Consider the following 20,841-nt stretch of genomic DNA (forward strand, 5'->3'; position numbering starts at 1 on the left):
CTTCTGAGGCGGGCGAGCTTCTGAGGCTTCTGGTGGTGGGGTGATGGGGGGTTGACCACGATCCGGTTGCCGTCGCGGATCGAGACTGAGCCGCCGACGCCGGCAGCTGATAGGTACGCCTTCGCTGCCTGCCGTGCGGCCGCTGCGTCGATCCTGGCGTAGCGACCTTCCACGGCTGGCCCTGCTTGAACCTCTTGGCCGCCCGCCCGTGCAGCCTGGGCCGCGATGTCGTGAGTACGTTGCTGGGCGTGGACCTGGCCGCCGAGATCGACGGCGAGGCCGACCAAGGTGGTCATCGCGAAAGTGGCGGTGACCAGCCAAACCGACACTGAGCCGCGCTCGTCGGAGGTTCGACTCACCGGGAATCACCTCGTTCGCGCCATTGGTCAAGCGGCGAGGTCATCGTGACGCGGATCGTTCGAGATCCTGGCACGCCCGGCGCCGAGAGATCGGACAGGTCGAGACGACAGATGACCGATGCTGAGACGGATCCCCGTTCTCCCACCGCCGTCCCGAAAGCGCGCGTGTCGATCCGCACCGCGACTGAGCGACACCGGATCCCTTGGTTGGCGAGATTCTCGCGAGCAGCCTGCTCGGCATCCCGGGCTGCGACGCCAGAAGAGCGAGCGATCGAAGCCGTCCGGGCGGCGTCCGCAGCAGCGGACTGCACGGCTTCGTGGGCCATAGCCGTACGCCCACCGAAGATGATCAGCCCGACGAACAAGGCGAATGCAGGGATGCCAACGGCGGCCTCGATCGTGGCAGACCCGCGCTCGTCTCGCGATGACGTGGTCATGGCGCCGTCAGCCTCTCGACTGTGACCGTCGCTTCCTGCCGTACCGTCGGCCTCCACCCCGGCAAGACGCTCAGGCTTCGCCCGGTGATCGTGACCGACGCGGTCGTAGCCGTTCGAGAAACCCGGACGTGGGTCGACTCCAACGCATCGCCACCGACGTCGGCAAGGTACGCCGCAGCCGCCCGGCTTCCGTCACCGGACGTGCCGTTCTCTGCGCCAGCGGCGCGGGCACCCTCCTGTGCTGCAGCGATGGCGATCGTGCGCGCATGGAAGTACAACGCGGCCTGCATCCCCAGGAAGAGGACCGCGAAGAGTGCGGGCAGCAGGATGACCAGCTCGATCGAGGCAGCGCCTCGCTCGTCCGGGCGTCTCCTACCTGATCTTGCCGGACTCACTGGTCACGAACGATCTGATGGCGGCGACGACGATCGCAACGATCGCGATGACCGCGACGGCCCAGAGCACGTTCTCGATGGTGACCGAGCCACGCTCGTCCCGCCGGAGTCTACTTCCGACGAAGTCGTCGAGTCGGAGGCGAGCGATGAGGAGGAGACCCAGGAGGGCCGTGGTGAGTCGGGGCATGAGCGTTCTCGATTCGTGTCGCAGGTAGCCATTCATGTGGGCATGACCATCCGGAGAAGGGCAGGGGCAAGAAGCAGCCCCATGAAGACGACCCCGAGCAACGAGCTGGGAATCGACATGCGTTCACCCGTGGCGTTGGCCTCGGTGAGCTCGTCGTTGAGCATGGCGGTGCGCATCGCGTTCGACCGAGCGCGAAGGGTGGCGTAGACAGACGCGCCCTCCTCCCCGGACAGGCGCATGATGTCGGCGAAGTCGTCCAGCTCAGGCAGACCGAGCTCGACGCCGAGTGCATGAAGAGCATCCCAAGGTGGCAACCCCGACCATCGCGATCGGGTCAGTTCCTCGGAGAGCCGGGTGAAGACCCAGGAGGTGCAGACGTTCGCCGCGGCCTCCATCGATTGGCGTACGCCGGAGCCGGTGTTCCTCTCCAGAGCAACCATCTCGATGTACGCACCGAGTGCGCGGGTGAACTCCAGCCTGGCCTTCTTCGCGTCGTCCACGGCGTTGTAGTTGGGCAGGAAGAACATCAGCACCGCTAGCCCGATCGAGGCGACGATCGGGATCGTCCATGGCAGCTCGATCCCGATCACGCCGAAGAACACGGTCAGCAGCGGTGGGATCGTCAACCCCAGCAATGCGAAGAGCAGCTTCTCGCCATAGAACCGAGCCAGCGAGATCCGCAGCAAGGCAAGCTCGCGGATCGGCGTACGCACCCAGATTCCCGGCGGGAGTACTCGAATCGCCCAGAGACCGAGACGCTCGGTCGTGCTGGTCGCCTCGTCCTGATGTTGGTTCTGTTGGACACGCGTGGGGGAGAGGCGTGCAAGAGCGTCCGCGAGATCGACATGCACGGGCAGCATCCATACGAAGAACATGTAGATACCGAGGCCGATGAAGCCACCGGAGATCATCGCGAGCAGGAGTCCGCTGGTCATCGGACGTCCTTCGTGAACAGGCGAGGGAGCGGACGGCCGTTGGCCATGCGCTTCATCCACACGAGGATGCCGACGTAGGCGCCCAGCAGAGTCGCGAGGATGACCTGGCCGAGCGGGGTGGCATATGGGTCGACGTATGTGCCAGAGACTGCGAGCACGACGATAACTACCGCGCTGATGATGGTCACCCAACGCGCGGTCGCTCGAGGTTTGGCTCGGTCGGCTTCGACCTGTCGCCGAGCTCGTACGTCGGCAGCCACCGACTCCGCCAAGCCCTCCAGGACAGCCGCCAGACCTGCGCCGCGGCGCCGCGCGCCGAGGATCAGGTTCGCGGCGACCAAGTCTCCGGTGGCGTCATTGAGCTCATCAGCGAAAGCACGCAGCGCATCCTCCGTCGACCAGCGAGCACGCAACCGCGCTGCGAGCCGGTTTACCTCGGCCACGATCGGTGCGGGAGTGGAGCGCAGCGTGGCGATGAGCGCCTGCTCGAGGCCCACCCCGACGGTGAGGACGCCAGACAAGGACCTCGTCCACTCTTCCAACGCCTCCAGCCGCTGGATCTGGGTGGTGGCGCCGGCCGTCGACAGCAGCACTGGAAGGCCGATGCAGGCGGCAGGCGCCAGGACGAGCGCGAGGATCCAGCCAGTCACTTGCCAAGCAACGATCCCCAGCCCGAGGCCGCCGATCACCAGGAGTTGAGTACGTCGCGACATCTGACGGAGACGACGTACAACACCCGATGCCGACCTGGGTTGGTCGTTGACCGGGACAGGGCGGAGTCCAGCGATGAGGCCGATGAGGCCGGCGACCATCAGCGCACCGCCGAAAGCCGGAATGATAGGGGTCATGACGGCCCTCTTCCGAAGGAGTCGACGCTCCGCTGGCCAGCGAGATAGCCGGCCAGGTCGAAGCCGTAGTCAGACAGCACGCGGTACTCATCGGGAAGAACGGTGGGCACCGCCGTGCCGCTGGCGTCCGGCGCGAAGACGTGTGTCGTGGCGTACCCGGTCTCTCGCTCGCCGGGTGCGATGGCGATGATCTCGGCGACCCGACGGGTACGTTGAAAGGCGCCATTCTCGCTTCGAGTGTCGAGATCGAGCTGGACGATCAGGTCGACGGTGGCGGCCAACTTGGACGTCGCGAGCTCTTGGGTCACATGAGCGCCTGCCTCCATGGCGCAGGTGACGAGCTTGCGTACGGCGGCGACGGCGTCCGAGGCGTGGGTGGTGGAGATGGAGCCGGTGCCGGATTCCATCGCCTTGATCATGGCCCAGATCTCCTTGCCGCGGACCTCGCCGACGATCTGGCGCGAGAGGTTGAACCGGAAGGAGTCGACAAGCGCCTCGTCGATGGTGAACTCGCCAGCCTGGCGCCCGTCGGCTCCGCGTTCGCCGGAGCCGGGGCGGGCCTCCCAGGCGTGCACGATCCAGTGCCGGTCACGGAGCTGGTGCAGATGCAGTTCGTATTCGGTCTCGAAGGTGCCGATCGCCTCGATGGGGTCGATCTCCGCGCAGAGCGCGCGAACGAGTGTCGTCTTGCCCGCACCTTGCGCGCCGGAGACCACGATCGACTTCCGCGCGCGGACCGCAGCACGAAGGAAGGACGCCGCAACCGGGGTGAGCATCTGCCGATCGACGAGCTCGTCGAGAGTGATCTCCATCAGGCGGTGACGACGGATCACCACCGAGGGCCGCGGGGTCACCCACGCGGCGGCGGCAAGGCGCGACCCGTCGTCCAGACGAAGATGGAGTCGCGGCTGTGCCTCGGAGAACCCACGAGCGTTGACCTCGCTGCGCGAGGCCAGGAAGACGAGGAAGTCCTTCAGCTCGTCGTCGGAGTCCGCTACGGCCGGGCCGATTTCGATCGATCCGTCGACGAGCTCGAGCAGCACGTGGTCGTAGCCGGTGATGATGATGTTCTCGACCCGATCGTCGTCCACCAGCGGCTGGAGGCGTCCGAGGCGGAAGAGTGAGTCGAAAACCGCCTGTGCCATGGATTGTTGGTGGGCCAGCGTCCAGGACGAATCTCCAGCATCGACCGCGTCTGCCATCGCCGCCTCTATCAGGTCGAGCACGATGGATCGGCCCAACTGTTCTTGAGCGGGCCTGTCCAGGCCGCCTCGCTCAGCGGCAACCGCCTGACTGAGCTGCTCGGATGCCTGAGCACGCAGCGCAGCGACAAGCGACCAGTCGACGCCCGACCCGGCGCTCGGTCCCGAGGGCGTCGCGACAGGAGAAGTTACCGCGCGCAGGGTTGGCGCAGGATCGGCAAAGAACGGCAGCCGAGATGGGTCGGGCGCTTCGGCATTCGTCGGCGAGAAGATGTGGCCGTTGCGGGGGTGGTTCATCGGAGCCCGTCCTCGACGAGCTGGGACCGGCTGTGCGCGATGTTGGCTTGGATCGCCTCGACCACGGCGAGCATTCCACGGGCGTACGCACTCGTCTCGAAGCGCGCGGGCGGAGCAGCACCATCGTGATAGACCGCTGCGGCCACCGGGTCGTCGGGAAGGGCAGCGACGACGGGCAGTCCGATCACCTTGCTCACCTCGGACGTCCGGTAGGGCTTGCTCTCGCCGATGAGCAGGGCTCCTGGCTGTCGCCAGCCGATACCGGGCTCACGTGCAGTCTCTGCCCAGGACTTGGTGCCTGCGAGCGACGCCAGCGACGAACGCGTCAGCAGCAGCGTGAGGTCGGCGCCAGCGATCAACGGTTCAGGAGAACCGGCAACGCCGAGTCGGCCAGCATCGACGATAACGTCCTGACCGGACGACTCCAGCTCCGCCAGAGCAGTGATGAGGGAGTCCCAGAGCCCGCGAAGTCCCGTGGCTTGCGTGTGAGACCTCGTCCCGGCGAGGAACGAGACCGAGGTGTCACCGATCCGCTGGACGACGGTGGGGAGTGCGTCGGCAACGCCGCTCGATGCGAGAGCAAGCTCAACGAGTCCGGTCTGATAGCTCCACGCTCCTCGGAAGAACCCTGCGAGGACGCCTGACGCGCCGGTCGGGTCTGCTTCGACGAGCAGCACCGGGCGGGGCCACGCGATAGCGAGGCCGATTGATGTGGTCGTGACGCCCGGTGAGGCGAACGCGGAGGTGAGCGTGATGACGGCCATCAGGGTGCCTCCGGGTCGAGCACGATCCCTACGTTTCCGGATGCAGCCCTCGACGCGAGCACCGGCGCATCGGCGTACGGCACGAGCACGTCGACAAGGAACATCCCCGATGTATCGTCAGCTCGAGCAGCCACTACCTCCGCCTCGGTGAACTCCGGTGTTCCTGCCGGAGCCTCGGCACCCTCGGCCGGTGTAACGACCACGCGCACGCGGTCGCCCGTTCGAAGGTTCACCGCAGGGGAGTGGGAGGTTGCAAGCGCCAGACCGACCACCGACATGCCGTCAGGAGGCATCGGTGAGGAGGTCGTGGCTTCCTCGGTGAGCAACGCACCCGCCGCGATGTCGAGCCCCGCCTTCTTGCCGATGACATCGCCGTAGGACGATCCCGGCAGCGCCTCGAGTGCAGGGTCGGCACTGATCTGGATCCGCTTGATGTCGTCAGCCTCGATGAGGCTTCCGCGCTCGATCGTGTGGCGGGCGACCAACACATCCTGAGTGTCGGTGGTGGCGAGCCAGGCCCAGCCGGTGACGATCGCTCCGACGGCAACTGCTGCGGCCGCACCAAGGATCATTCCGGGGCGACGCCGAAGCTTGGGAGGTGGCATCGGTTGCGGTCTGGCCGTGACTTGGTCGATGTCCACGACCTGGGTATTGCTCTTGCTGGTCTTGCTCATCTCGCGGTGCCTCTCAAACTCGACAGATGCTCAGTTCACGAGCACCTGGGCCTCTCCGACCGCGATCTGCACCGAACGGAACAGTCCATTCAGCCGGATGGTCCCGGTCTGCCCTGCGCCCGTCCACTGCACAACCCACGCCGACGTCGCTGTCACCGTGTAGGTCTTGCCAGGTTCGTGCGCGCTGCTCTTGCGGTAGACGTGTCCGCAGTCGGGCGACGCCTTCTTTCCGAATTCGGGCCTGTAGGCGGTACCAGGACCGTTGCAGACGATGGAGGTTCCGTCGCCCATGTCCCAGGTGATCGAGTGCACTCGCGCCGTCGCGCTCACCGTGATCCCGCCAGCGCTCGCGGATGCCGTTGCCGGGCCGTACGTGTGCCGGTCGGGATGCCTGGCCCACATCCACACCGGCATCCCGACCAAGCCGACGTTGTCTTGCCCGGGCTTCGGCGCGATCCCGATGTCGATGGCTGCCAGGTCGAGTTGATCGACGGCCAGCTGCGCGACTTCACGCGGAGTCGGTCCGGCGGCCGCACCGGCCGGCGGGTCTGCCGCCCAGATGTAGATCAGCAGTGAGGTCTGCGGTTGGAAGCAGCTGTAAACCGCGCCGTCGCCGGGCTCGTGGCCCCTCCACGCCGGGTCGCCAGCGGGCGGCGGTGGGTCAGCGACCTCCAGATAGCAGCCGTAGGTGTTGCTCCACGTCCCGTACGGGCTCGTGCAGTCCACCGGTCCGGCAGTTCCTGGTGCGCCCTGCTTCGCGGGGTCCCAGTAGCAGGGGTTGCCAGAGCCGGTGTCCTTTGGCCCGTCATCAACGGGTGCGGCGTTTCCACCTCCACCTCCACCTCCACTCCCGCCACCACCAGGGGCGTCAGCCCAGATCTTGCACTGACCAGTTGCGGCATCCACCTGCTCACAGACGGTGTCGGCGTACGTCCGCCCAGTCCCGAGGAAGACGATGGTGGCGGAGATGAGAAGTATGGGGAGGGAGTGCCTCAGGATCCTTTGCATGGCGTCTGCTTGAGGTCGTGGCCGGACGCGACGCGCCAGCCTCCGGTGGGGTCGTCGGACCAGCGGTAGTTGGCCACGAGGAAGCGGGTCCAGCCGGTGTCGGGCCGGCTGGCGGCGACGATAGATTTCCCGCTCTTGTCGAGCACATCAACATCGGTCACGTCCCAGCACACGTCGACGATGACGGTGGGGACCTTCCCAGCGGACGGGTTGGAGTTGTCGAGGCTGACCGACTGAGCCTTGACGACCGCGAGCTGAGTGTCGCCAGTCTGCCGGTGACCCTTCTTCCGTTCGTCCTCGAGGTAGAGAGTGTCCGCGGTGAGCTGCTTGCTCACCGCCACCTTCTCCATCGACTTCAGCGAACCGTCGCCGTCCTGGCGCAGGGAGTCGAGAGTTCCGTAGTAGTCACGGAGCTTCTCGGTCGCCGCCTCGACTGCAGCTTCCGACGTGGACGTCGGCTTCGACGAGGTAGGCGGCCGTTTGGTCGACTCCCCGGTGTCCGACGTCGGGTCCGTGGATGGCGTTTGGGCACAGCCGACAGCGACGGCGAACAGTAGAACTGCTGTCGTGGCTCTCAGGACTCGTCGAGAATTCCTCATCATCGGTTACGGTCTCCCTCCGCGTGGGAGGACTTTGACCTTGCCGCTCCACCCAAGCCAGGGCTGACAAAGTCAAGGTCCCATTACTTCACTGAAACGGCATGAAGCGCAACGTTTTCGTAAAATCGGGACTGGCGCGTATGGTCCTATCCCTCCTATCGTCGCGACCTCAACCTTGCCGCACCTACCTCCTCGGGTGGCTCACCGCGGTTACATGGACACCGAGGAGGAACGCGCGTTTCCGCAGGTCAGATGCCTTCCTGGGCCAATTCCTGTTTGACGTCGATGACGTGTCGCATGCACGCACTCGGATCAGTGAGGTAGCGGCGCGGGGGAGCCGATCGCCGGTCGGCACGTCATTCGAGGTCAAGACGCCTTGGCGCGGAGCGCACAACCGCTCTGACTACACACCGGAGGCTGTGTCCGTGACCGACCAGTGCCGTGGGCAAGCCAGATCGCATCCATGTCGACGCCGTTCCTGAGCGCGCCGCGCATCTTCGTGAATGCATTGTCCGAGTAGTACGTTAGTTTCTGGCTCTTGAACGTGAACGTGTGGACGCACCCAGGGTCACCGTCGATCCCGAGGTGTCGGCGCAGCGCCGCCGACTTCGGCAACGTGAGGCCCACGGCATTGGCGAGGTCGGTCGCCGAACGGTGGTACTTCTTCTGCAGGTCAACCTCGCGGATGGCCGCGACGTCCTGATCGGCGTCGGTTACCAGTTGGACCGGGAGACCTCCCGCTTTCACGAAGCGGACCTCGACGGACAGACCCTCGCCGGCAACGCTTGCGGCGACCTCGCCCAATTTGGGGAAAACCTGGGGGCGGCTCTTACCGTCCCGGATGCCCTTCACCACACGCCGGACGTCAGTGTTGGAGACCGCGGCGTCATCGGCCACGTGAGCCTCCATCGCAAGTAGTGCACGCACGCGAGCTGCGGCCTCGGCGCCAGCCCGCCGCTTCGGCTTTAGCAACTCGGCGATGTTGTCGTACTCGCGGTCGACCAGGGTCTGGAAGTCCTGCGGCGGTTCCGATCCGATCGGCAGAACCCGCAACGGGAGGTACTCCGCAAGTCGGTCGTCGAACGCACGGTGAAGGAGATCGTCGAATAGCGTGACTCCTGCGCGAGCGTGCAGGTAGAGGAGCCCTTCGTCAACGATCGTGTACCAGTGCTGCTCGTCATCACGCATCGCGTCGATGCTACGCAGCGTGCCGGCTTCCGCCTCGGTGAGCTTGATGCGTGACGACTGCTTGGCTTCATGCAGGCAGCGGTCGAAGCCGATCGATCTCCCGGACTTTCTGTCGAAGACGGCCAACCGATCTTGGACCAGCGCCGCCTTGAGCAACATCTCGAAGGCGTGCTGGAGATGTAGGAGGACTCGCGTTGCCCTGCCATCGTCGTCAGGACTGTTGAACGACATCATCGCTGAGCGCATCGAGGAGATGGCTTTCGTCTTCAAGTGCCGCGCGTCCTGCCTCAGGTTCACAGTCCGATAGTCCCGCGGGCCGGCATTGAGCGCAGCAGGTTTTCGATTGCCGGGGAACACCGATTTCGGCAATCCGGCGGTCTTCGAGCGGTGACGCGGTCGTAGGAGCACAGGCTCTCCCGGAAAGGCAACCACAGAACTGGCTCGCGCCACGGCCTCGAGTTTCTGCTGCCACCGATCCATCAACGGCAGCACACGGTTTGCAGATCGAGGTTTCGATATCGAATCGAATTACCGACGTTGGCGGCTTGCGTGCACCTGCCTGTCACTGGGAGGTGGGCCAGGTGACCGTATCGATGCGGGTGATGTCTGCTGGCGATGGCTACCGCTACCTGCTTCGAAGCGTAGCCGCCGGTGACGGTGACCGCGCGATGTCCACGCCGTTGACGAGGTACTACGCAGAGTCCGGAACACCGCCCGGTCGATGGGTCGGATCAGGGGTCGCACAACTCGCAGCTGGCCGACTTGCCGAAGGTGATGAGGTGACGGAAGAGCAACTCGCTCAGCTCATCGGCCAGGGTTGTGACCCGGTGACGGGGGAGGCGCTCGGCCGCGCGTACCCCGAATACAAGAGCACCGCGGAGCGGATCGAAGAGCGCGTCGCGGAGATCGATCCCTCGCTGGGTCTTGAGGACACTGAGGCCGAGACCTCACGGATCGAGGCAGACGAGGCATCGCGTGGCGGGCGCCGCGCCGTTGCGGGGTACGACTACACCTTCAGCGTGCCGAAGTCGGTCTCGGTGCTGTGGGGAGCGGCAGACGCCACCACCCAGGAGCTGATCGTCGCTGCACATCACGCGGCGGTCCTCGACGTGCTCGCCTTCCTTGAGCGAGAGGTGGCTGCCACCCGCACGGGAGTAGCAGCCGGGAATGGCGCAGTCGCTCAGGTCGCCGTAGCCGGTGTGGCTGCGGCAGCGTACGACCACTGGGATTCTCGTCTCGGCGACCCGCAGCTTCATACGCACGTCGTGATCTCCAACAAGGTGAAGGCGATTCTGGACGGGCGTTGGCGCAGCCTTGACGGCCGACCGATGCACGCCGCCGTGACCGCCATCTCCGCGCACTACAACGCAGTGCTGGCAGACAGGCTCACCGGCACGTTCGGAATTCGATGGGACCTGCGCGACCGCGGCCCCGAGCGGAACCCGCAATGGGAGATCACCGGAGTCCCCGACGATTTGATCAAGGAGTTCTCCTCGAGAACTCGCGCGATCGAGGTGGAGAAGGAGAGGTTGATCAGTGAGTACGTCGCGGCGCACGGACGTCGTCCGTCGAAAGCCACGATCGTCGAGCTTCGTGCGCAAGCGACCTTGGCTACGCGGCCGAAGAAGCACGTACGTCCACTCGCGGATCTGATGACCGAGTGGCGTGCTCGGGTCCGCGGCGTTGTCGGAACCGACGCCACGACCTGGGGGCGGGCGGTCACGTCGGCGGAAGCCCCGACCTTCGGTCGCCCCGAAGAGTTCGACCAGGGTCTCTTCGATGAGTTGGGTGCACGGGTCGTTGCCGGCGTTGGCCAGAAGCGTACGACCTGGCGGCACTGGAACCTCTGGGCCGAAGCATCGCGACAGACGATGTGCTGGAGGTTCGAGAGCGTCCAGGCCCGTGAAGCGGTTGTCGCCCGCGTCGTGGAGGCGGCCGAACGCCAGTCGGTAGTGCTGACGCCACCGGAGTCGGCGCCGACACCGCCGGAGTTTCAGCGCGATGACGGCACCAGTGTCTTCCGGCCCCGCCACGCACAGGTCTACTCGTCGAACGACATGATCGATGCCGAGGCACGCCTCCTCGCGAGAGCCGCCAGCCAGACCTCCAAGACAGTCGCCGTCCCCGTCGTTCGAGCAGTGACCAGCCGGGCGCATCACGCAGGCAGGCTCAGCGACGAGCAGGCGAGGGTGATCGAGCAGATCGCGTCCTCGGGCAGGAGGGTCGACGTCCTGGTCGGCCCCGCCGGCGCAGGAAAGACCACGACGATGCGGACGCTGCGAGCAGCATGGGCCACGACGTACGGCAAGCGTTCTGTTGTTGGCCTCGCCCCGTCGGCCTCAGCCGCGGAGGTTCTAGCGGATGATCTCGGCATCACCTGCGAGAACACCGCGAAATGGCTCCACGAACACGTCCGTGGCAACCCCGCGTTCGCGCTGACACCTAACCACCTGGTCATCCTCGACGAGGCCAGCATGGCCGACACACGGACACTCGACCAGATCACGGCGGCCGCCGTCGAGTCCGGCGCCAAGGTGCTCTTGGTTGGCGACCCGGCCCAGATCGACGCGGTCGACGCCGGGGGAGCGTTCGCCCTACTTGCCTCCAGCCGAGCCGACGTCGCGACACTCACCGACATCCACCGCTTCGCCAACGAGTGGGAGCAGGCGGCGTCCCTCGCGCTCCGTGACGGCAACCCGGTAGCGATCAGCGCGTACGCCCGCCACGACCGTCTGCGTACGGGCACCACGGACGAGATCGCGACCCAAGCCCGCCAGGCGTGGGAACACGACGTACGCAATGGCAAGGCGACCCTCCTCATCGCCGAGACTCGCCAGCAGGTCCACGTCATCAACGAGGAGTTGCGAGCCATTCGGCTCCGGACCGGCAGGACCCTCCCGGGGCGCGAGGCGGTTCTCGCAGACGAGCACCGGGCATCGGTCGGCGACTGGGTGATCACCCGCCGCAACGACCGCACCTTGCGTACGCTCACCGGCTCCTGGGTCCGCAACGGCCACCGATGGGAGGTGACCCAGGTCCACCGCGACGGTTCCATGACCGTACGCCGCAAGCATGGCCACCGGGCCACGCTCACCCTCCCCGCCGACTACGCCGCTGCCCACGTCGACCTCGGCTATGCCGTCACGGCCCATCGAGCCGAGGGCCTCACCGTCGACACGGCGCACGTTCTGGTCACCGCGAGAACCACCCGCGAACATCTGTACGTCGCGATGACGCGCGGCCGCGAAGCCAACACCGCGTACGTCGCCCTGGACCAGCCCGACGAGACTCACACTGGTCTTGAAGATGACGATGTCACCGCGGTGACGGTCCTCCAAGCCGTACTGCGTCATGCCGGAGCCGAGCTATCCGCTCACCTTGCCATCAAGGCCGAGCAGGAGACATGGAGATCTATCGCCCAGCTTGCGGCTGAGTACGAAACCCTCGCGGCTCACGCTCAGCGAGACCGATGGATCACACTGATCCGTGGCTCGGGCCTCACGCCGGACCAAGCAGACGAAGTCATTGACTCCGATGCCTTTGGTCCCTTGGCCGCGGTGCTGCGAAGGGTCGAAGCCGACGGCCGAGACCCTCGCAACGTGCTGAAGAAGGCGGTCGGGCGACGCGGGCTCGGCGACGCCGAAGACATAGCGGCTGTGCTCCATCACCGACTCCGCCTCGCATCCGATCGAGGAACATCGACGAGTGGACGCTTCGTCGCTGGCCTCATCCCTGCCGTGAGCGGGCCGCTGCCAGACGGGTACGGCACTGCGCTCAGCGAGCGCGCGGCCTTGATCGAGTCTAGAGCTCGAGCGCTCGCCGAACAGGCGGTCCAGGCTGCTCCGCCATGGCTACAGCGCATGGGCACGCCACCCACAGGCCCAGTTGCCCGCGATCGATGGTTCCACGCCGTCGTCACCATCGCCGCCTACCGCGACCGATATCAGATCGACAGCGACGTACCCCTTGGCGTGCGACCGGGCTCGGTCGCCCAACGAGCCGACGCAGACCGCGCGCACCACGCGTTGCGAACCGCGACGAACGCCGCGATCGCCCCATCCATGATCGGCGCCGGGAGCGCCGGTCCGTCGATCCAGGGGCCGTAAGACGTCCCGAACCGTGGAACGTGCACGAGTTATCCACACGGGCAAAGATGAAGGGGCAAGAGCCCGGGATGCCAACAACGCTGGCGGGAGGAACTCTGTCATCACCGGGAGGACGGATGATCATGTTCATCCTCGCCTGGCGCCTCAGCGCCAGCATCTACAGTTACCTCCAGGCGTACGCCCCTACGAACATCGCCATCGCCTGGTTCCGCACCCGCCGCGGCATCAAGTGGGCGATCCCCGCCGCGCTCGTGGTGACGCCCCTCTACGCCTGGGCCGCCGATGCACTGGTCAGCGTCCTGGACCGTGGCGGACCGCCATGGCTGGGCTTCTTCGCGATGCTCTGTTGCTGGAACGCCCTCAAGTTCACGCTCAACGCGCTGACCACGCCTTTCACATTGGCCGCTTCTCGTCGTCGGCAGCGGCAGGCACTACTCAGGCTTCAGATGGAGCAGGGTCAGCAACCGCATCCTCGGGATCGAAGTCGACGTCTTCGAGCGGGCCGGGTGGCTCTGGCCAGTTGTCGACGTACAGGTACTTGATCGACCGTGCGCTGAGCGACACCGCACCGTGATTCGCTACGTCCGCGCCCCCATCGGGCCGATAGAAAATCAATGGCGCGGCGAGAACGACGTCTCGATCAGGCACGTCCTCGGGCACGGTGCTGTAGGAGGCCAACCAGCCGACGACCCGCGAGCCGTCATCCAGGAGACAGGTGACCTGTTTGTACGCATCCGGCTCGAATTCTCGAACCACGTGCGTCCACCCAGACCGCGTACGCGCCGCCCCCGCCGGGAGCAGACGGCAAGCCACTGCGGCGGCATGTAACTTGCCTGACATCCTCGCGCCGTTGAGCAGGCCAGCTCCAAGCGCTGCGAGTATCGTGGCCAAGCCGATAAACAGCATGAACCAGCCGCCGACGAGGTCGAACGAACCACGTGCGTATCTCCCCGGCGACGCTACGAACGCCGGTAGGTCGAGCGCAAACGGTCCCGCATGCGGAGCCACGAGCCGCAGGATGACGATCGCGATCGCATCGAAGACCAAGCTCGCGAAAACGACGGTGCTCGTCTCGTGCAGCGTTGTCTTGCTCCGGGGCGCGTACGGTCCGCGATGGTGCACTGCGAGAAATGCGGCGCCCGGCGCAAGGCACGCGATGAAGAGGATCAGATGGGTGACCGAACTCGGCATGGCGGGCTACTCCGAGTCGGCACGTCTCTGATTCTGCTGGGCAATCTGAGCCTGAGCTGTCGGTGGCTTCGAACCCGCGGGTCGCTTCGGAGGTGTGACCGGCTTGTTCGGCTTGGCCTGGCCACGCTGCTCGAAAGTCTCGCCCGGTTTGGCATCCATCGTCCTGATGCGCCGCTCGCCGGGTCCGTTCTGTTTGGTCATCTTGATGTTCCCTCCCGCTTCGCGTCGCGGATGTCGCGGCGCTGTGCAGGACGTTAGCGGTTCGCACCGACAAGCGTTCCCAACCAACGTTGATGCGCGCGGCGTCGCCCATCTCGCATGGCCCAACCCGATGCCTGCACGCTCAAGCTCGATCACTCCGGTTCGAGAGGAGTAGACCTTCATCGGCCGAGCTCCGAGTGGGATAGTGGCGACAGGGGTGGAGAGGGCGCTGCCACGCGTCTAGGACGCCTCCCGCCGGGCGACCGGCAGAGCAAATTGGCGGGTGCTGCAAGCGCCCGTGGACTCCCTCCCAATCGAGCAAGCCCGCGACACCAGCAGCACCTCATGGAGCGCAATCCGATGAGGAGGCTGCTATGGGAAGCGTTCCGGAGATCGACCCCATCAAGTGGGATGGGTGGGTAGCACGAGGTCGTGAACTGGTCCGGTCGGAGACCGACATCCAGTTCGAGTTGGGTGACCTGACCCTTGAGATGATCAAGGCCCAGCCCAGCGGGTTCGAGGATCACGGTGTTCATGATCTGTTGGCCCGGTACGCAGAGGCCGTCGGGCTGGCGCCGTCGACATTGGCGGGTTACCGACATGTAGCGATCCGGTGGCCACGGGAGACTAGGACAGCCAACGTGTCGTTCACGATCTACAAGGTCTTGTCGTCACTCGAAGACCGGTTCACCCGGATCAACCAATACGGTGGTGTCTGGACCGTCAACGAGGCCATGCGGGCGGCCGGTCAAAAGCCGAAGTATCCGGTCAGTGCGCAGGAGCGCGTCGACCACGTGCGTGATTTTCTGCACGAAGACTCCGACGCCGCCCACGTCGTGATGGACGTGCTGAGGCGCCCGCAGGTTGCCGAAGAGGTCATGAGAGATCCCTCATCGCGTCACATCCTTCGTACCGCCGAGAAGCACGGACTCGACTATCTCGTCGGCGACGGCGTCGTCGTCGACGACGACGAGATGGGGGAGCCCTGGGCAGCGACCACCATCGACGAGCCAGGTCAGGAAGCATCTGGCGCGCGCCCGACCGCACCTGTCGCTGCGCGCGAGCAAGACCCTCCTCGAGAGGTCCTGGAGTTAATCGGTGTCTGCACAACCTTCTACTCGAGGATTCAGCGGATGCTGCCAGAGCTCCACGTCGCGGACTACGACACCAACACGAGGGCCATGCTGAGTGCGGGTGTTGGTCATCGGTTCTGGTCGTCCATCATCTCAGTGTGGTCCGCGGTATTCGGTTGAGAGATGGGTCTGGTTTCGCGGTCTGTGTAACGAAAGTTAAACAGTGAGATGGGTCGCTGGTTCGTGTCCTGCTCGCGGTGTGCTCGTTGTGCTGCGCGACGCGGTTTGTTTGCTGCTGTGGAGCGTCACTTGTCGTGCGCTCTCGGTCTTGTTGAGCCGTCCGCTACCGCGGGGGAGCGCTCTACCTCGAGGCGTTGTCCTCGGCGAGAACCGGCTCGATCAGGTTGCGGAGGGTCGTGGCGGTGACCGGTCCGATTGCCCGTGCCGCTACACGTCCCTCGCGGTCCACGACCAGTGTCGTGGGCGCGGCGGAGGCTGCTAGCGAGTTGTGAAACGCGCCCATGGCCTGGATGGAGCCGGCTGACGTGATGCTGTCGTAGGGCACCAGGTGCTTTCGTTCGAACGCTCTGGCCGCGCCATCGTTGTCGCGCACGTTGATCCCCATGAAGGTGACCTGGCCGGTGAACTCGTTGGCCACCTTCACCAGGTCTGGTGCCTCAGCGACACAGGGGGCGCACCACGAGCCCCAGACGTTGTAGACCACGACCTTGCCCTTCAGCGTGTCCGAGTCCAGTTGCTTCCCGCTCAGGAGTTGAGCCTGGAACGGCTTGCCCGCGGCGCGGTCGGCGATGTCGAACTCCTCGACGACCGACCCGCCCTCGGCGCTGGCGCGGGGGGCTTCCTCGGAGCGGTCTGCGACGACCCAGGCCACCAGTGCGATCGCGCCGGCGACGGCGATCGCGATCAGGATGCGTCTGCCGCGTGCGGGTGTGGTGGGTGCTGGGGTCTCGGTCTGGCTCATGTGTTGTTCTCCATCGGGCTGCTCAGATCGGCGTGTTCCAGCCGGTGATCAGGGACTGCAGGGCGGCCATCAGTTCCGACCAGACGCCGGTGAGTTGAAGCAGTCCGAGCGCGATCAGGAAGGCCCCACCGAGGCGGGCGACGGTCATGCCGTGCTTGCGGGCCCAGCCGAATCGGCGCATCGCCTTGCTGACTGACAATGCCGAGAGCAGGAACGGCAGGCCGAGCCCCGCGCTGTACGCGAACGCAAGGACTGCGCCTCGGCCCGCGGTCGCCGAACTCGTAGCCAGCGTCAGCACTGCCGCCAGAGCAGGTCCAATGCACGGCGTCCACCTCACGCCGAACACGACGCCCAGCAGCGGTGCGCCGGCCAAGCCGACGCGGGGCTGGTAGCGCAGGCGCATCGTCCGGCCCAGCAACGGCACCCGGGCGCCCGAAAGCGCGAACACCAGGCCGAACAGGATGGTGAGCCCCCTGAGATGCGGATGATCGTGGCCTGGTGGAGGACCAGCTGTGAACCCAGTGCCCCGAACAGGGCTCCGTAGCTGGTGAAGACCAGAGCGAAGCCGAGCACGAACAGGGTCGCGCCCAGCAGGGTGCGGCCGCGGCCTCGGGGCGAGGGTTCGTTGCCCCTCAGGTCGCGGACCACGACGGACTCCTGTCCCGAGACTCCTGCGACGTAGGAGAGATAGCCCGGCACCAGGGGCAGAGAACACGGAGAGAAGAACGACACGATCCCCGCTGTCACCGCGACGAGCGACGCGAGGAGCAGCGGACCGGCGAGCACGGTCTCCTGCAGTCCATTCATGCGATGGACCTCATACGAGCGTCCGCCAGTAGTACCAGAACTGCTCGGTGATCAGCGCGATAACGAGCAGGACAGCGACCGTGATGACGAGCACGCTCCACTCCCGCGCCCACCGCGTAATTCGGGAACCGGCGATGCGGGCGCCGAACACCCCGGCGCTCGCATTGCGCACCGTCACATGCCAGAAGACAGGGAGCACAACGGCCCACACGACCATGCAGTACGGGCACAGGGCGCCGATGCGGTACAGGCTCTGGAAGATCAGCCAGCCGATGAACGCGATGCCCAGGGTGACCCCCAGTTGGAGTCCCAGCCAGTACCACCGGGCGAACCGTGCGCCGGCAAGGACGGCGGCACCGGTGGCAGCAAGGACCGGGAAAGCCGCCACGCCGATGAGCGGGTTCGGGAACCCGAATGCCTCGGCCTGCTCCGTCTTCATGATCGACCCGCAGCTGAGGATGGGATTGAGGTCGCACGACAGCGCGGATCCAGCGTCACTGAGAAGGGTGATCTTCTCCAGCGTCAGCACGAAGGCGGCGGTGAAACCGACCAACCCGCCTATCAGGAGTAGCACCGCCACTCCTCGGTCCGACGCGGATCGGGTCGAAGCTGTCACCGGTGTCACTCGGCCAGCGCCTCCACGATCGCGGCCTCGAAGTCCTCAACCGATGCTGGTTCGAGAGGTTCTCCATTCAGGAAGAACGTCGGGGTCCCCTGGACGCCCACCGCGGTCCCGTCCTCGACGTCGCGCCGCACGCGGGCTGCGACCTCCTCGGAGGCGTAGTCGGCGTCGTACTTCGCCATATCGAGCCCGATCTCCTCGGCGTACTGCCGGAACAGGTCGTCCATCGGCACCTGCTTCTCGCCCCATGACCCCTGCTTCTCGTACATCTTGCTGTACATCTCGTCGAACTTCCCTTGCCGGGCAGCTGACTCCACCGAGCGAGCCGCTCGTTCCGAGTTGAAGTGCCCGGGCAGCGGGAAGTAGCGAGCTACGAACGTGACTTGGTCGCCGTACTTCTCGCGCAGGTCCTCGACGATCGGGTATGCGGCGCCGCAGGCCTCGCACTCGAAGTCGAGGAACTCGACGAGGACGACGTCACTCGTTCCGCGCTTCCCGATGATCCGGCTGTCATCGCGGACGAGCCGACTGGTTTCGGAGGCCGCGCTCGGATCGCCCGGATCGGCTGGGTTGGCCTCGCCGTCGTCTCGACCGGCGACCACCAACATCACCGCGGTCAGCACGGCGAACACGACGGCCACAATCAGTGAGACCTTCACTTGGGGCTTCACCCAGGCACATCCTTCTTCTCCTCGAAAGTACTATGGTGCATCGTAATCGACCGGGACACGGAGCCGAGCAGCGGCCGAAGAGGTGCGGAGGAGCAGCGTGGTGGTGGCTGGGCCCAATGGGCGCATGGTCTCGATCTGGGACGGCGGCGTCGGCAGGCGGTGGGTCACAGATCGTGACCGGTATGAACGCATGCATGCGCCTTTCGGCGCCGCCTTGATGGCCGCGGCACGCATCGAACCGGGCAACGATGTGCTCGATGTCGGCTACGGGCTGGGTAGCCGGACGTTGGACGCCGCGAGGGTGGCCGGTGGCACCGGGAGTGTGTTGGGTGTCGACCTGTCGGGAGCGATGGTCGAAGCGGCCCAGGCCCGGGCAGTCGACCGCGCTCTCGGAAACGTGGCCTTCGAGAAGGTCGACCCCCAGGTCGCCGACACGGCGGACGGTGCCTTCGATGTGGTGATCAGCCAGTTCGGCGTCATGTTCTTCAGTGATCTAGCGGCTGCCTTCGCCAACCTACGCCGCTCGCTGCGGCCCGGTGGCCGCTTGGCTTTCACGTGCTGGCAAGGTCTCCTGCAGCAGCAGTGCTTCATGGTGCCGCTGACGGCCGCACTCGAGCATGTTCCCGTCCCTGAGTTCGACGCCAACAACTGGTCCCACGCCGCGTTCTCCCTAGCCGACCCGTCGGTGATCAAGGCGACCCTTCTCGAGGCAGGCTTCGAAGCCATCGAGGTTCAACCCGTCGTAGCCGCACAGTTCCAGGGGTCAGACCTCTCCGACATGCTGACGTACCTCAAGCGAAGTGAGTTCGCCGAGTCCGTGTTCTCGAGAGTCGATGCTTCTGAGGCGATCGCCGGCTGGAACGCGATTGCATCTGCAGTCGCTCCGTACGCCTCAGAGGGCGGGGTCTTCCTCGACGCAGCGGCGTGGCTCGTGACCGCGAAACGGCCGACACCGGAGGTCACCAGTTGATCTCGTGACACCGGTTGGTGGGCGTCGCCTCTACCTGGAGGGTGGCGTGCTCGATGTGGTGACGCTCGGCAAGCAGCGACTGGGCAGCGGTCAGGACCTGCTGCGGGCTGTCGTCGGCGACCACGAGGTGGGCCGTGGCGACGTTCATGCCGGAGGTGAGCGTCCAAACGTGGAGGTCATGGATGTCGCGCACACCTGGGACCGACCTGAGGTCAGCCACCACCTCCTCCAGGTGCATTCCCTCTGGGACGTGCTGCCCGAGCACAGCCAGCACCTGGCGGCCCAGGACCACGGCCCGCACGGCCACGAAGACTCCGATCGCCAGTGCGACCAGGGTGTCCCACAGCCCGTTCCCCGTCGCTGCGACCAGCAGGCCCGCGATGATGACCCCGACACTGCCTGCAGCATCGGCGACGACCTCGAAGTAGGCACCCTTGACATTGAGCGACTCCTTCGCACCCGATCGCAGCAGCAGCATCGAGACCACGTTGACCGCAAGCCCGATCACGCCCACCGCCAGCATCGTGGTGGAGGCGACCTCCGGCTCAGCGCCGATCCGGCCAATGGCCTCGACGACTACGTAGGCCGCCACGCCGAGCATGATGAGCACCGTAAGGCCGGATGCGAAGACCTCAGCGCGATAGGAGCCGTAGGTCCGGCGGCCGGTCGAGTCGGGCCTGGTGGCGATCCGAGTCGCGACCAACGCAGCCCCGAGCGCGACGACGTCGGCGGCCATGTGCCCGGCATCAGAGATCAGCGCCAGCGAGCCAGAGACGATGCCCGCAACGAGCTCGACGAGGAAATAGGCGGCCACCAGTCCGAACGCGATCGCCATGCGGATGCGGTAGCGCGCCCCGGCGTGTCCTGCCGGGGCGGCGTGCGAGTGTCCGGCGCCCATCAGATCGCAACCCCGATCCCGTTGTGGGCAACTCCGTCGTCGTCCGGCGAGAGATGCTCGTGCTCGTCCACGGCAAGAACCACGCCGAGTAGGTCGTTGAGCGCGTGCGCCAGGCCGGGGTGCGCCAGCTCGTAGCGCACCTGTCGTCCCTCGGCGACCTTCGTGACCAGGCCGCATCCGCGTAGGCAGGAGAGATGGTTGCTGATGTTGGCGCGCGTGGCGCCAAGGAAGTCGGCTAGGTCGCTCGGATAGCGAGGACCCTCGCTGAGTTCCAGCAGGATCCGGCCGCGAGTCGGGTCGGCAAGCGCACGGCCGACGCGTCGCACCGCATCGACGCGATCTTCGAGATGGGTCATGTTCGAAAAATTACAGTGAACGCTGAATTCAGGCAAGACTGAATTCAGCGTGCACTGAATCATTCAGGGGT

The 20,841-nt window shown here is 65.8% G+C and carries 23 protein-coding genes; 3 read left to right on the forward strand and 20 right to left on the reverse strand.

Annotation, left to right across the window (positions count from 1 at the left end; genetic code table 11):
* From ACFVJS_RS05525 to ACFVJS_RS05580, 12 genes are all read right to left on the reverse strand, one after another.
* A partial coding sequence (locus tag ACFVJS_RS05525; RefSeq protein ID WP_378877932.1) for a pilus assembly protein TadG-related protein occupies positions 1-359 on the reverse strand: 359 nt, incomplete at its 3' end.
* Positions 356-796 (reverse strand): TadE/TadG family type IV pilus assembly protein, encoded by a 441-nt coding sequence (locus ACFVJS_RS05530; RefSeq protein WP_328530728.1) that lies wholly within the window; start codon positions 794-796, stop codon positions 356-358. The genes ACFVJS_RS05530 and ACFVJS_RS05525, both read right to left, overlap by 4 nt.
* On the reverse strand, positions 793-1,191 hold the full coding sequence (locus ACFVJS_RS05535; protein ID WP_008359821.1) for a TadE/TadG family type IV pilus assembly protein: 399 nt from the start codon (positions 1,189-1,191) through the stop codon (positions 793-795). Before ACFVJS_RS05535 ends, ACFVJS_RS05530 begins: the two co-directional genes overlap by 4 nt.
* Positions 1,169-1,378: a hypothetical protein gene (locus tag ACFVJS_RS05540; RefSeq protein WP_008359820.1), complete on the reverse strand. Its 210-nt coding sequence runs from the start codon at positions 1,376-1,378 to the stop codon at positions 1,169-1,171. The genes ACFVJS_RS05535 and ACFVJS_RS05540 overlap by 23 nt, the downstream gene beginning before the upstream one ends.
* A gap of 32 nt (positions 1,379-1,410) precedes the next feature.
* The gene (locus ACFVJS_RS05545; RefSeq protein ID WP_008359819.1) at positions 1,411-2,313 is read right to left on the reverse strand and encodes a type II secretion system F family protein; all 903 of its coding nucleotides are present in this window, start codon (positions 2,311-2,313) and stop codon (positions 1,411-1,413) included.
* Positions 2,310-3,002, reverse strand: a complete 693-nt coding sequence (locus ACFVJS_RS05550) for a type II secretion system F family protein (protein ID WP_328530729.1) — start codon at positions 3,000-3,002, stop codon at positions 2,310-2,312. The genes ACFVJS_RS05545 and ACFVJS_RS05550 overlap by 4 nt, the downstream gene beginning before the upstream one ends.
* Before the next feature lie 155 nt (positions 3,003-3,157).
* On the reverse strand, positions 3,158-4,306 hold the full coding sequence (locus ACFVJS_RS05555; RefSeq protein ID WP_378877933.1) for a CpaF family protein: 1,149 nt from the start codon (positions 4,304-4,306) through the stop codon (positions 3,158-3,160).
* 350 nt (positions 4,307-4,656) lie between these two features.
* Positions 4,657-5,424 (reverse strand): hypothetical protein, encoded by a 768-nt coding sequence (locus ACFVJS_RS05560; RefSeq protein ID WP_008359816.1) that lies wholly within the window; start codon positions 5,422-5,424, stop codon positions 4,657-4,659.
* Positions 5,424-6,029: an SAF domain-containing protein gene (locus tag ACFVJS_RS05565; RefSeq protein WP_378877934.1), complete on the reverse strand. Its 606-nt coding sequence runs from the start codon at positions 6,027-6,029 to the stop codon at positions 5,424-5,426. The genes ACFVJS_RS05560 and ACFVJS_RS05565 overlap by 1 nt, the downstream gene beginning before the upstream one ends.
* 99 nt (positions 6,030-6,128) lie before the next feature.
* The gene (locus tag ACFVJS_RS05570) at positions 6,129-6,824 is read right to left on the reverse strand and encodes a hypothetical protein (RefSeq protein WP_328530732.1); all 696 of its coding nucleotides are present in this window, start codon (positions 6,822-6,824) and stop codon (positions 6,129-6,131) included.
* A 266-nt stretch (positions 6,825-7,090) separates the two neighbouring features.
* On the reverse strand, positions 7,091-7,441 hold the full coding sequence (locus tag ACFVJS_RS05575) for a hypothetical protein (protein ID WP_328530733.1): 351 nt from the start codon (positions 7,439-7,441) through the stop codon (positions 7,091-7,093).
* A 630-nt stretch (positions 7,442-8,071) separates the two neighbouring features.
* Entirely contained in the window at positions 8,072-9,190 is a 1,119-nt protein-coding gene (locus ACFVJS_RS05580) for a DUF3644 domain-containing protein (protein WP_328530734.1), read from the reverse strand.
* A gap of 200 nt (positions 9,191-9,390) precedes the next feature.
* Here ACFVJS_RS05580 and mobF point away from each other — a divergent pair, with 200 nt between their 5' ends.
* The gene (gene mobF, locus ACFVJS_RS05585) at positions 9,391-12,999 is read left to right on the forward strand and encodes a MobF family relaxase (protein WP_378877935.1); all 3,609 of its coding nucleotides are present in this window, start codon (positions 9,391-9,393) and stop codon (positions 12,997-12,999) included.
* A 435-nt stretch (positions 13,000-13,434) separates the two neighbouring features.
* Here mobF and ACFVJS_RS05590 read toward each other — a convergent pair whose 3' ends face one another.
* The gene (locus tag ACFVJS_RS05590; RefSeq protein WP_008359805.1) at positions 13,435-14,190 is read right to left on the reverse strand and encodes a DUF6338 family protein; all 756 of its coding nucleotides are present in this window, start codon (positions 14,188-14,190) and stop codon (positions 13,435-13,437) included.
* A gap of 575 nt (positions 14,191-14,765) precedes the next feature.
* Here ACFVJS_RS05590 and ACFVJS_RS05595 point away from each other — a divergent pair.
* Positions 14,766-15,644, forward strand: a complete 879-nt coding sequence (locus tag ACFVJS_RS05595; protein ID WP_008359802.1) for a DUF6192 family protein — start codon at positions 14,766-14,768, stop codon at positions 15,642-15,644.
* A 181-nt stretch (positions 15,645-15,825) separates the two neighbouring features.
* Here ACFVJS_RS05595 and ACFVJS_RS05600 read toward each other — a convergent pair whose 3' ends face one another.
* Genes ACFVJS_RS05600 through ACFVJS_RS05620 form a run of 5 tightly spaced genes read right to left on the reverse strand, consistent with a single transcriptional unit; the run spans position 15,826 to position 18,546 of the window.
* Positions 15,826-16,446 carry a TlpA disulfide reductase family protein gene (locus tag ACFVJS_RS05600; RefSeq protein ID WP_008359800.1) on the reverse strand — a complete coding sequence of 207 codons (621 nt, stop codon included), beginning with the start codon at positions 16,444-16,446 and terminating at the stop codon, positions 15,826-15,828.
* A gap of 22 nt (positions 16,447-16,468) precedes the next feature.
* On the reverse strand, positions 16,469-16,894 hold the full coding sequence (locus tag ACFVJS_RS05605; RefSeq protein WP_378877936.1) for a cytochrome c biogenesis CcdA family protein: 426 nt from the start codon (positions 16,892-16,894) through the stop codon (positions 16,469-16,471).
* Entirely contained in the window at positions 16,780-17,253 is a 474-nt protein-coding gene (locus ACFVJS_RS05610; RefSeq protein ID WP_378877937.1) for a cytochrome c biogenesis CcdA family protein, read from the reverse strand. Before ACFVJS_RS05610 ends, ACFVJS_RS05605 begins: the two co-directional genes overlap by 115 nt.
* A 10-nt stretch (positions 17,254-17,263) precedes the next feature.
* Entirely contained in the window at positions 17,264-17,833 is a 570-nt protein-coding gene (locus ACFVJS_RS05615) for a vitamin K epoxide reductase family protein (protein ID WP_378877938.1), read from the reverse strand.
* Between the two features lie 41 nt (positions 17,834-17,874).
* Entirely contained in the window at positions 17,875-18,546 is a 672-nt protein-coding gene (locus ACFVJS_RS05620) for a thioredoxin (RefSeq protein ID WP_008359797.1), read from the reverse strand.
* A 190-nt stretch (positions 18,547-18,736) separates the two neighbouring features.
* Between ACFVJS_RS05620 and ACFVJS_RS05625 the strand changes: the two genes are divergently transcribed.
* Positions 18,737-19,516 (forward strand): class I SAM-dependent methyltransferase, encoded by a 780-nt coding sequence (locus ACFVJS_RS05625; RefSeq protein WP_378877939.1) that lies wholly within the window; start codon positions 18,737-18,739, stop codon positions 19,514-19,516.
* Here the strand turns inward: ACFVJS_RS05625 and ACFVJS_RS05630 are convergent.
* Both ACFVJS_RS05630 and ACFVJS_RS05635 read right to left on the reverse strand, forming a co-directional pair.
* A complete protein-coding gene (locus tag ACFVJS_RS05630; RefSeq protein ID WP_008359795.1) occupies positions 19,506-20,414 on the reverse strand; it encodes a cation diffusion facilitator family transporter in 909 nt (302 codons plus the stop codon). The two genes, ACFVJS_RS05625 and ACFVJS_RS05630, sit on opposite strands and share 11 nt — an antisense overlap.
* A complete protein-coding gene (locus ACFVJS_RS05635) occupies positions 20,414-20,770 on the reverse strand; it encodes a helix-turn-helix transcriptional regulator (RefSeq protein WP_008359794.1) in 357 nt (118 codons plus the stop codon). Before ACFVJS_RS05635 ends, ACFVJS_RS05630 begins: the two co-directional genes overlap by 1 nt.
* Positions 20,771-20,841 lie beyond the last annotated feature (71 nt).

The sequence above is a fragment of the Nocardioides sp. NPDC057772 genome (assembly GCF_042798075.1).
In the GTDB taxonomy this organism is placed as follows: Bacteria; Actinomycetota; Actinomycetes; order Propionibacteriales; family Nocardioidaceae; genus Nocardioides.

What these genes read in the sequence shown, in the direction of transcription:
- ACFVJS_RS05530 (WP_328530728.1), bottom strand. Translation starts at nt 796, where the DNA reads ATGACCACGTCATCGCGAGACGAGCGCGGGTCTGCCACGATCGAGGCC.
- ACFVJS_RS05540 (WP_008359820.1), bottom strand. Translation starts at nt 1,378, where the DNA reads ATGCCCCGACTCACCACGGCCCTCCTGGGTCTCCTCCTCATCGCTCGC.
- ACFVJS_RS05545 (WP_008359819.1), bottom strand. Translation starts at nt 2,313, where the DNA reads ATGACCAGCGGACTCCTGCTCGCGATGATCTCCGGTGGCTTCATCGGC.
- ACFVJS_RS05555 (WP_378877933.1), bottom strand. Translation starts at nt 4,306, where the DNA reads ATGGCACAGGCGGTTTTCGACTCACTCTTCCGCCTCGGACGCCTCCAG.
- ACFVJS_RS05560 (WP_008359816.1), bottom strand. Translation starts at nt 5,424, where the DNA reads ATGGCCGTCATCACGCTCACCTCCGCGTTCGCCTCACCGGGCGTCACG.
- ACFVJS_RS05565 (WP_378877934.1), bottom strand. Translation starts at nt 6,029, where the DNA reads ATGCCACCTCCCAAGCTTCGGCGTCGCCCCGGAATGATCCTTGGTGCG.
- ACFVJS_RS05590 (WP_008359805.1), bottom strand. Translation starts at nt 14,190, where the DNA reads ATGCCGAGTTCGGTCACCCATCTGATCCTCTTCATCGCGTGCCTTGCG.
- ACFVJS_RS05595 (WP_008359802.1), top strand. Translation starts at nt 14,766, where the DNA reads ATGGGAAGCGTTCCGGAGATCGACCCCATCAAGTGGGATGGGTGGGTA.
- ACFVJS_RS05600 (WP_008359800.1), bottom strand. Translation starts at nt 16,446, where the DNA reads ATGAGCCAGACCGAGACCCCAGCACCCACCACACCCGCACGCGGCAGA.
- ACFVJS_RS05610 (WP_378877937.1), bottom strand. Translation starts at nt 17,253, where the DNA reads ATGAATGGACTGCAGGAGACCGTGCTCGCCGGTCCGCTGCTCCTCGCG.
- ACFVJS_RS05625 (WP_378877939.1), top strand. Translation starts at nt 18,737, where the DNA reads ATGCATGCGCCTTTCGGCGCCGCCTTGATGGCCGCGGCACGCATCGAA.
- ACFVJS_RS05630 (WP_008359795.1), bottom strand. Translation starts at nt 20,414, where the DNA reads ATGGGCGCCGGACACTCGCACGCCGCCCCGGCAGGACACGCCGGGGCG.
- ACFVJS_RS05635 (WP_008359794.1), bottom strand. Translation starts at nt 20,770, where the DNA reads ATGACCCATCTCGAAGATCGCGTCGATGCGGTGCGACGCGTCGGCCGT.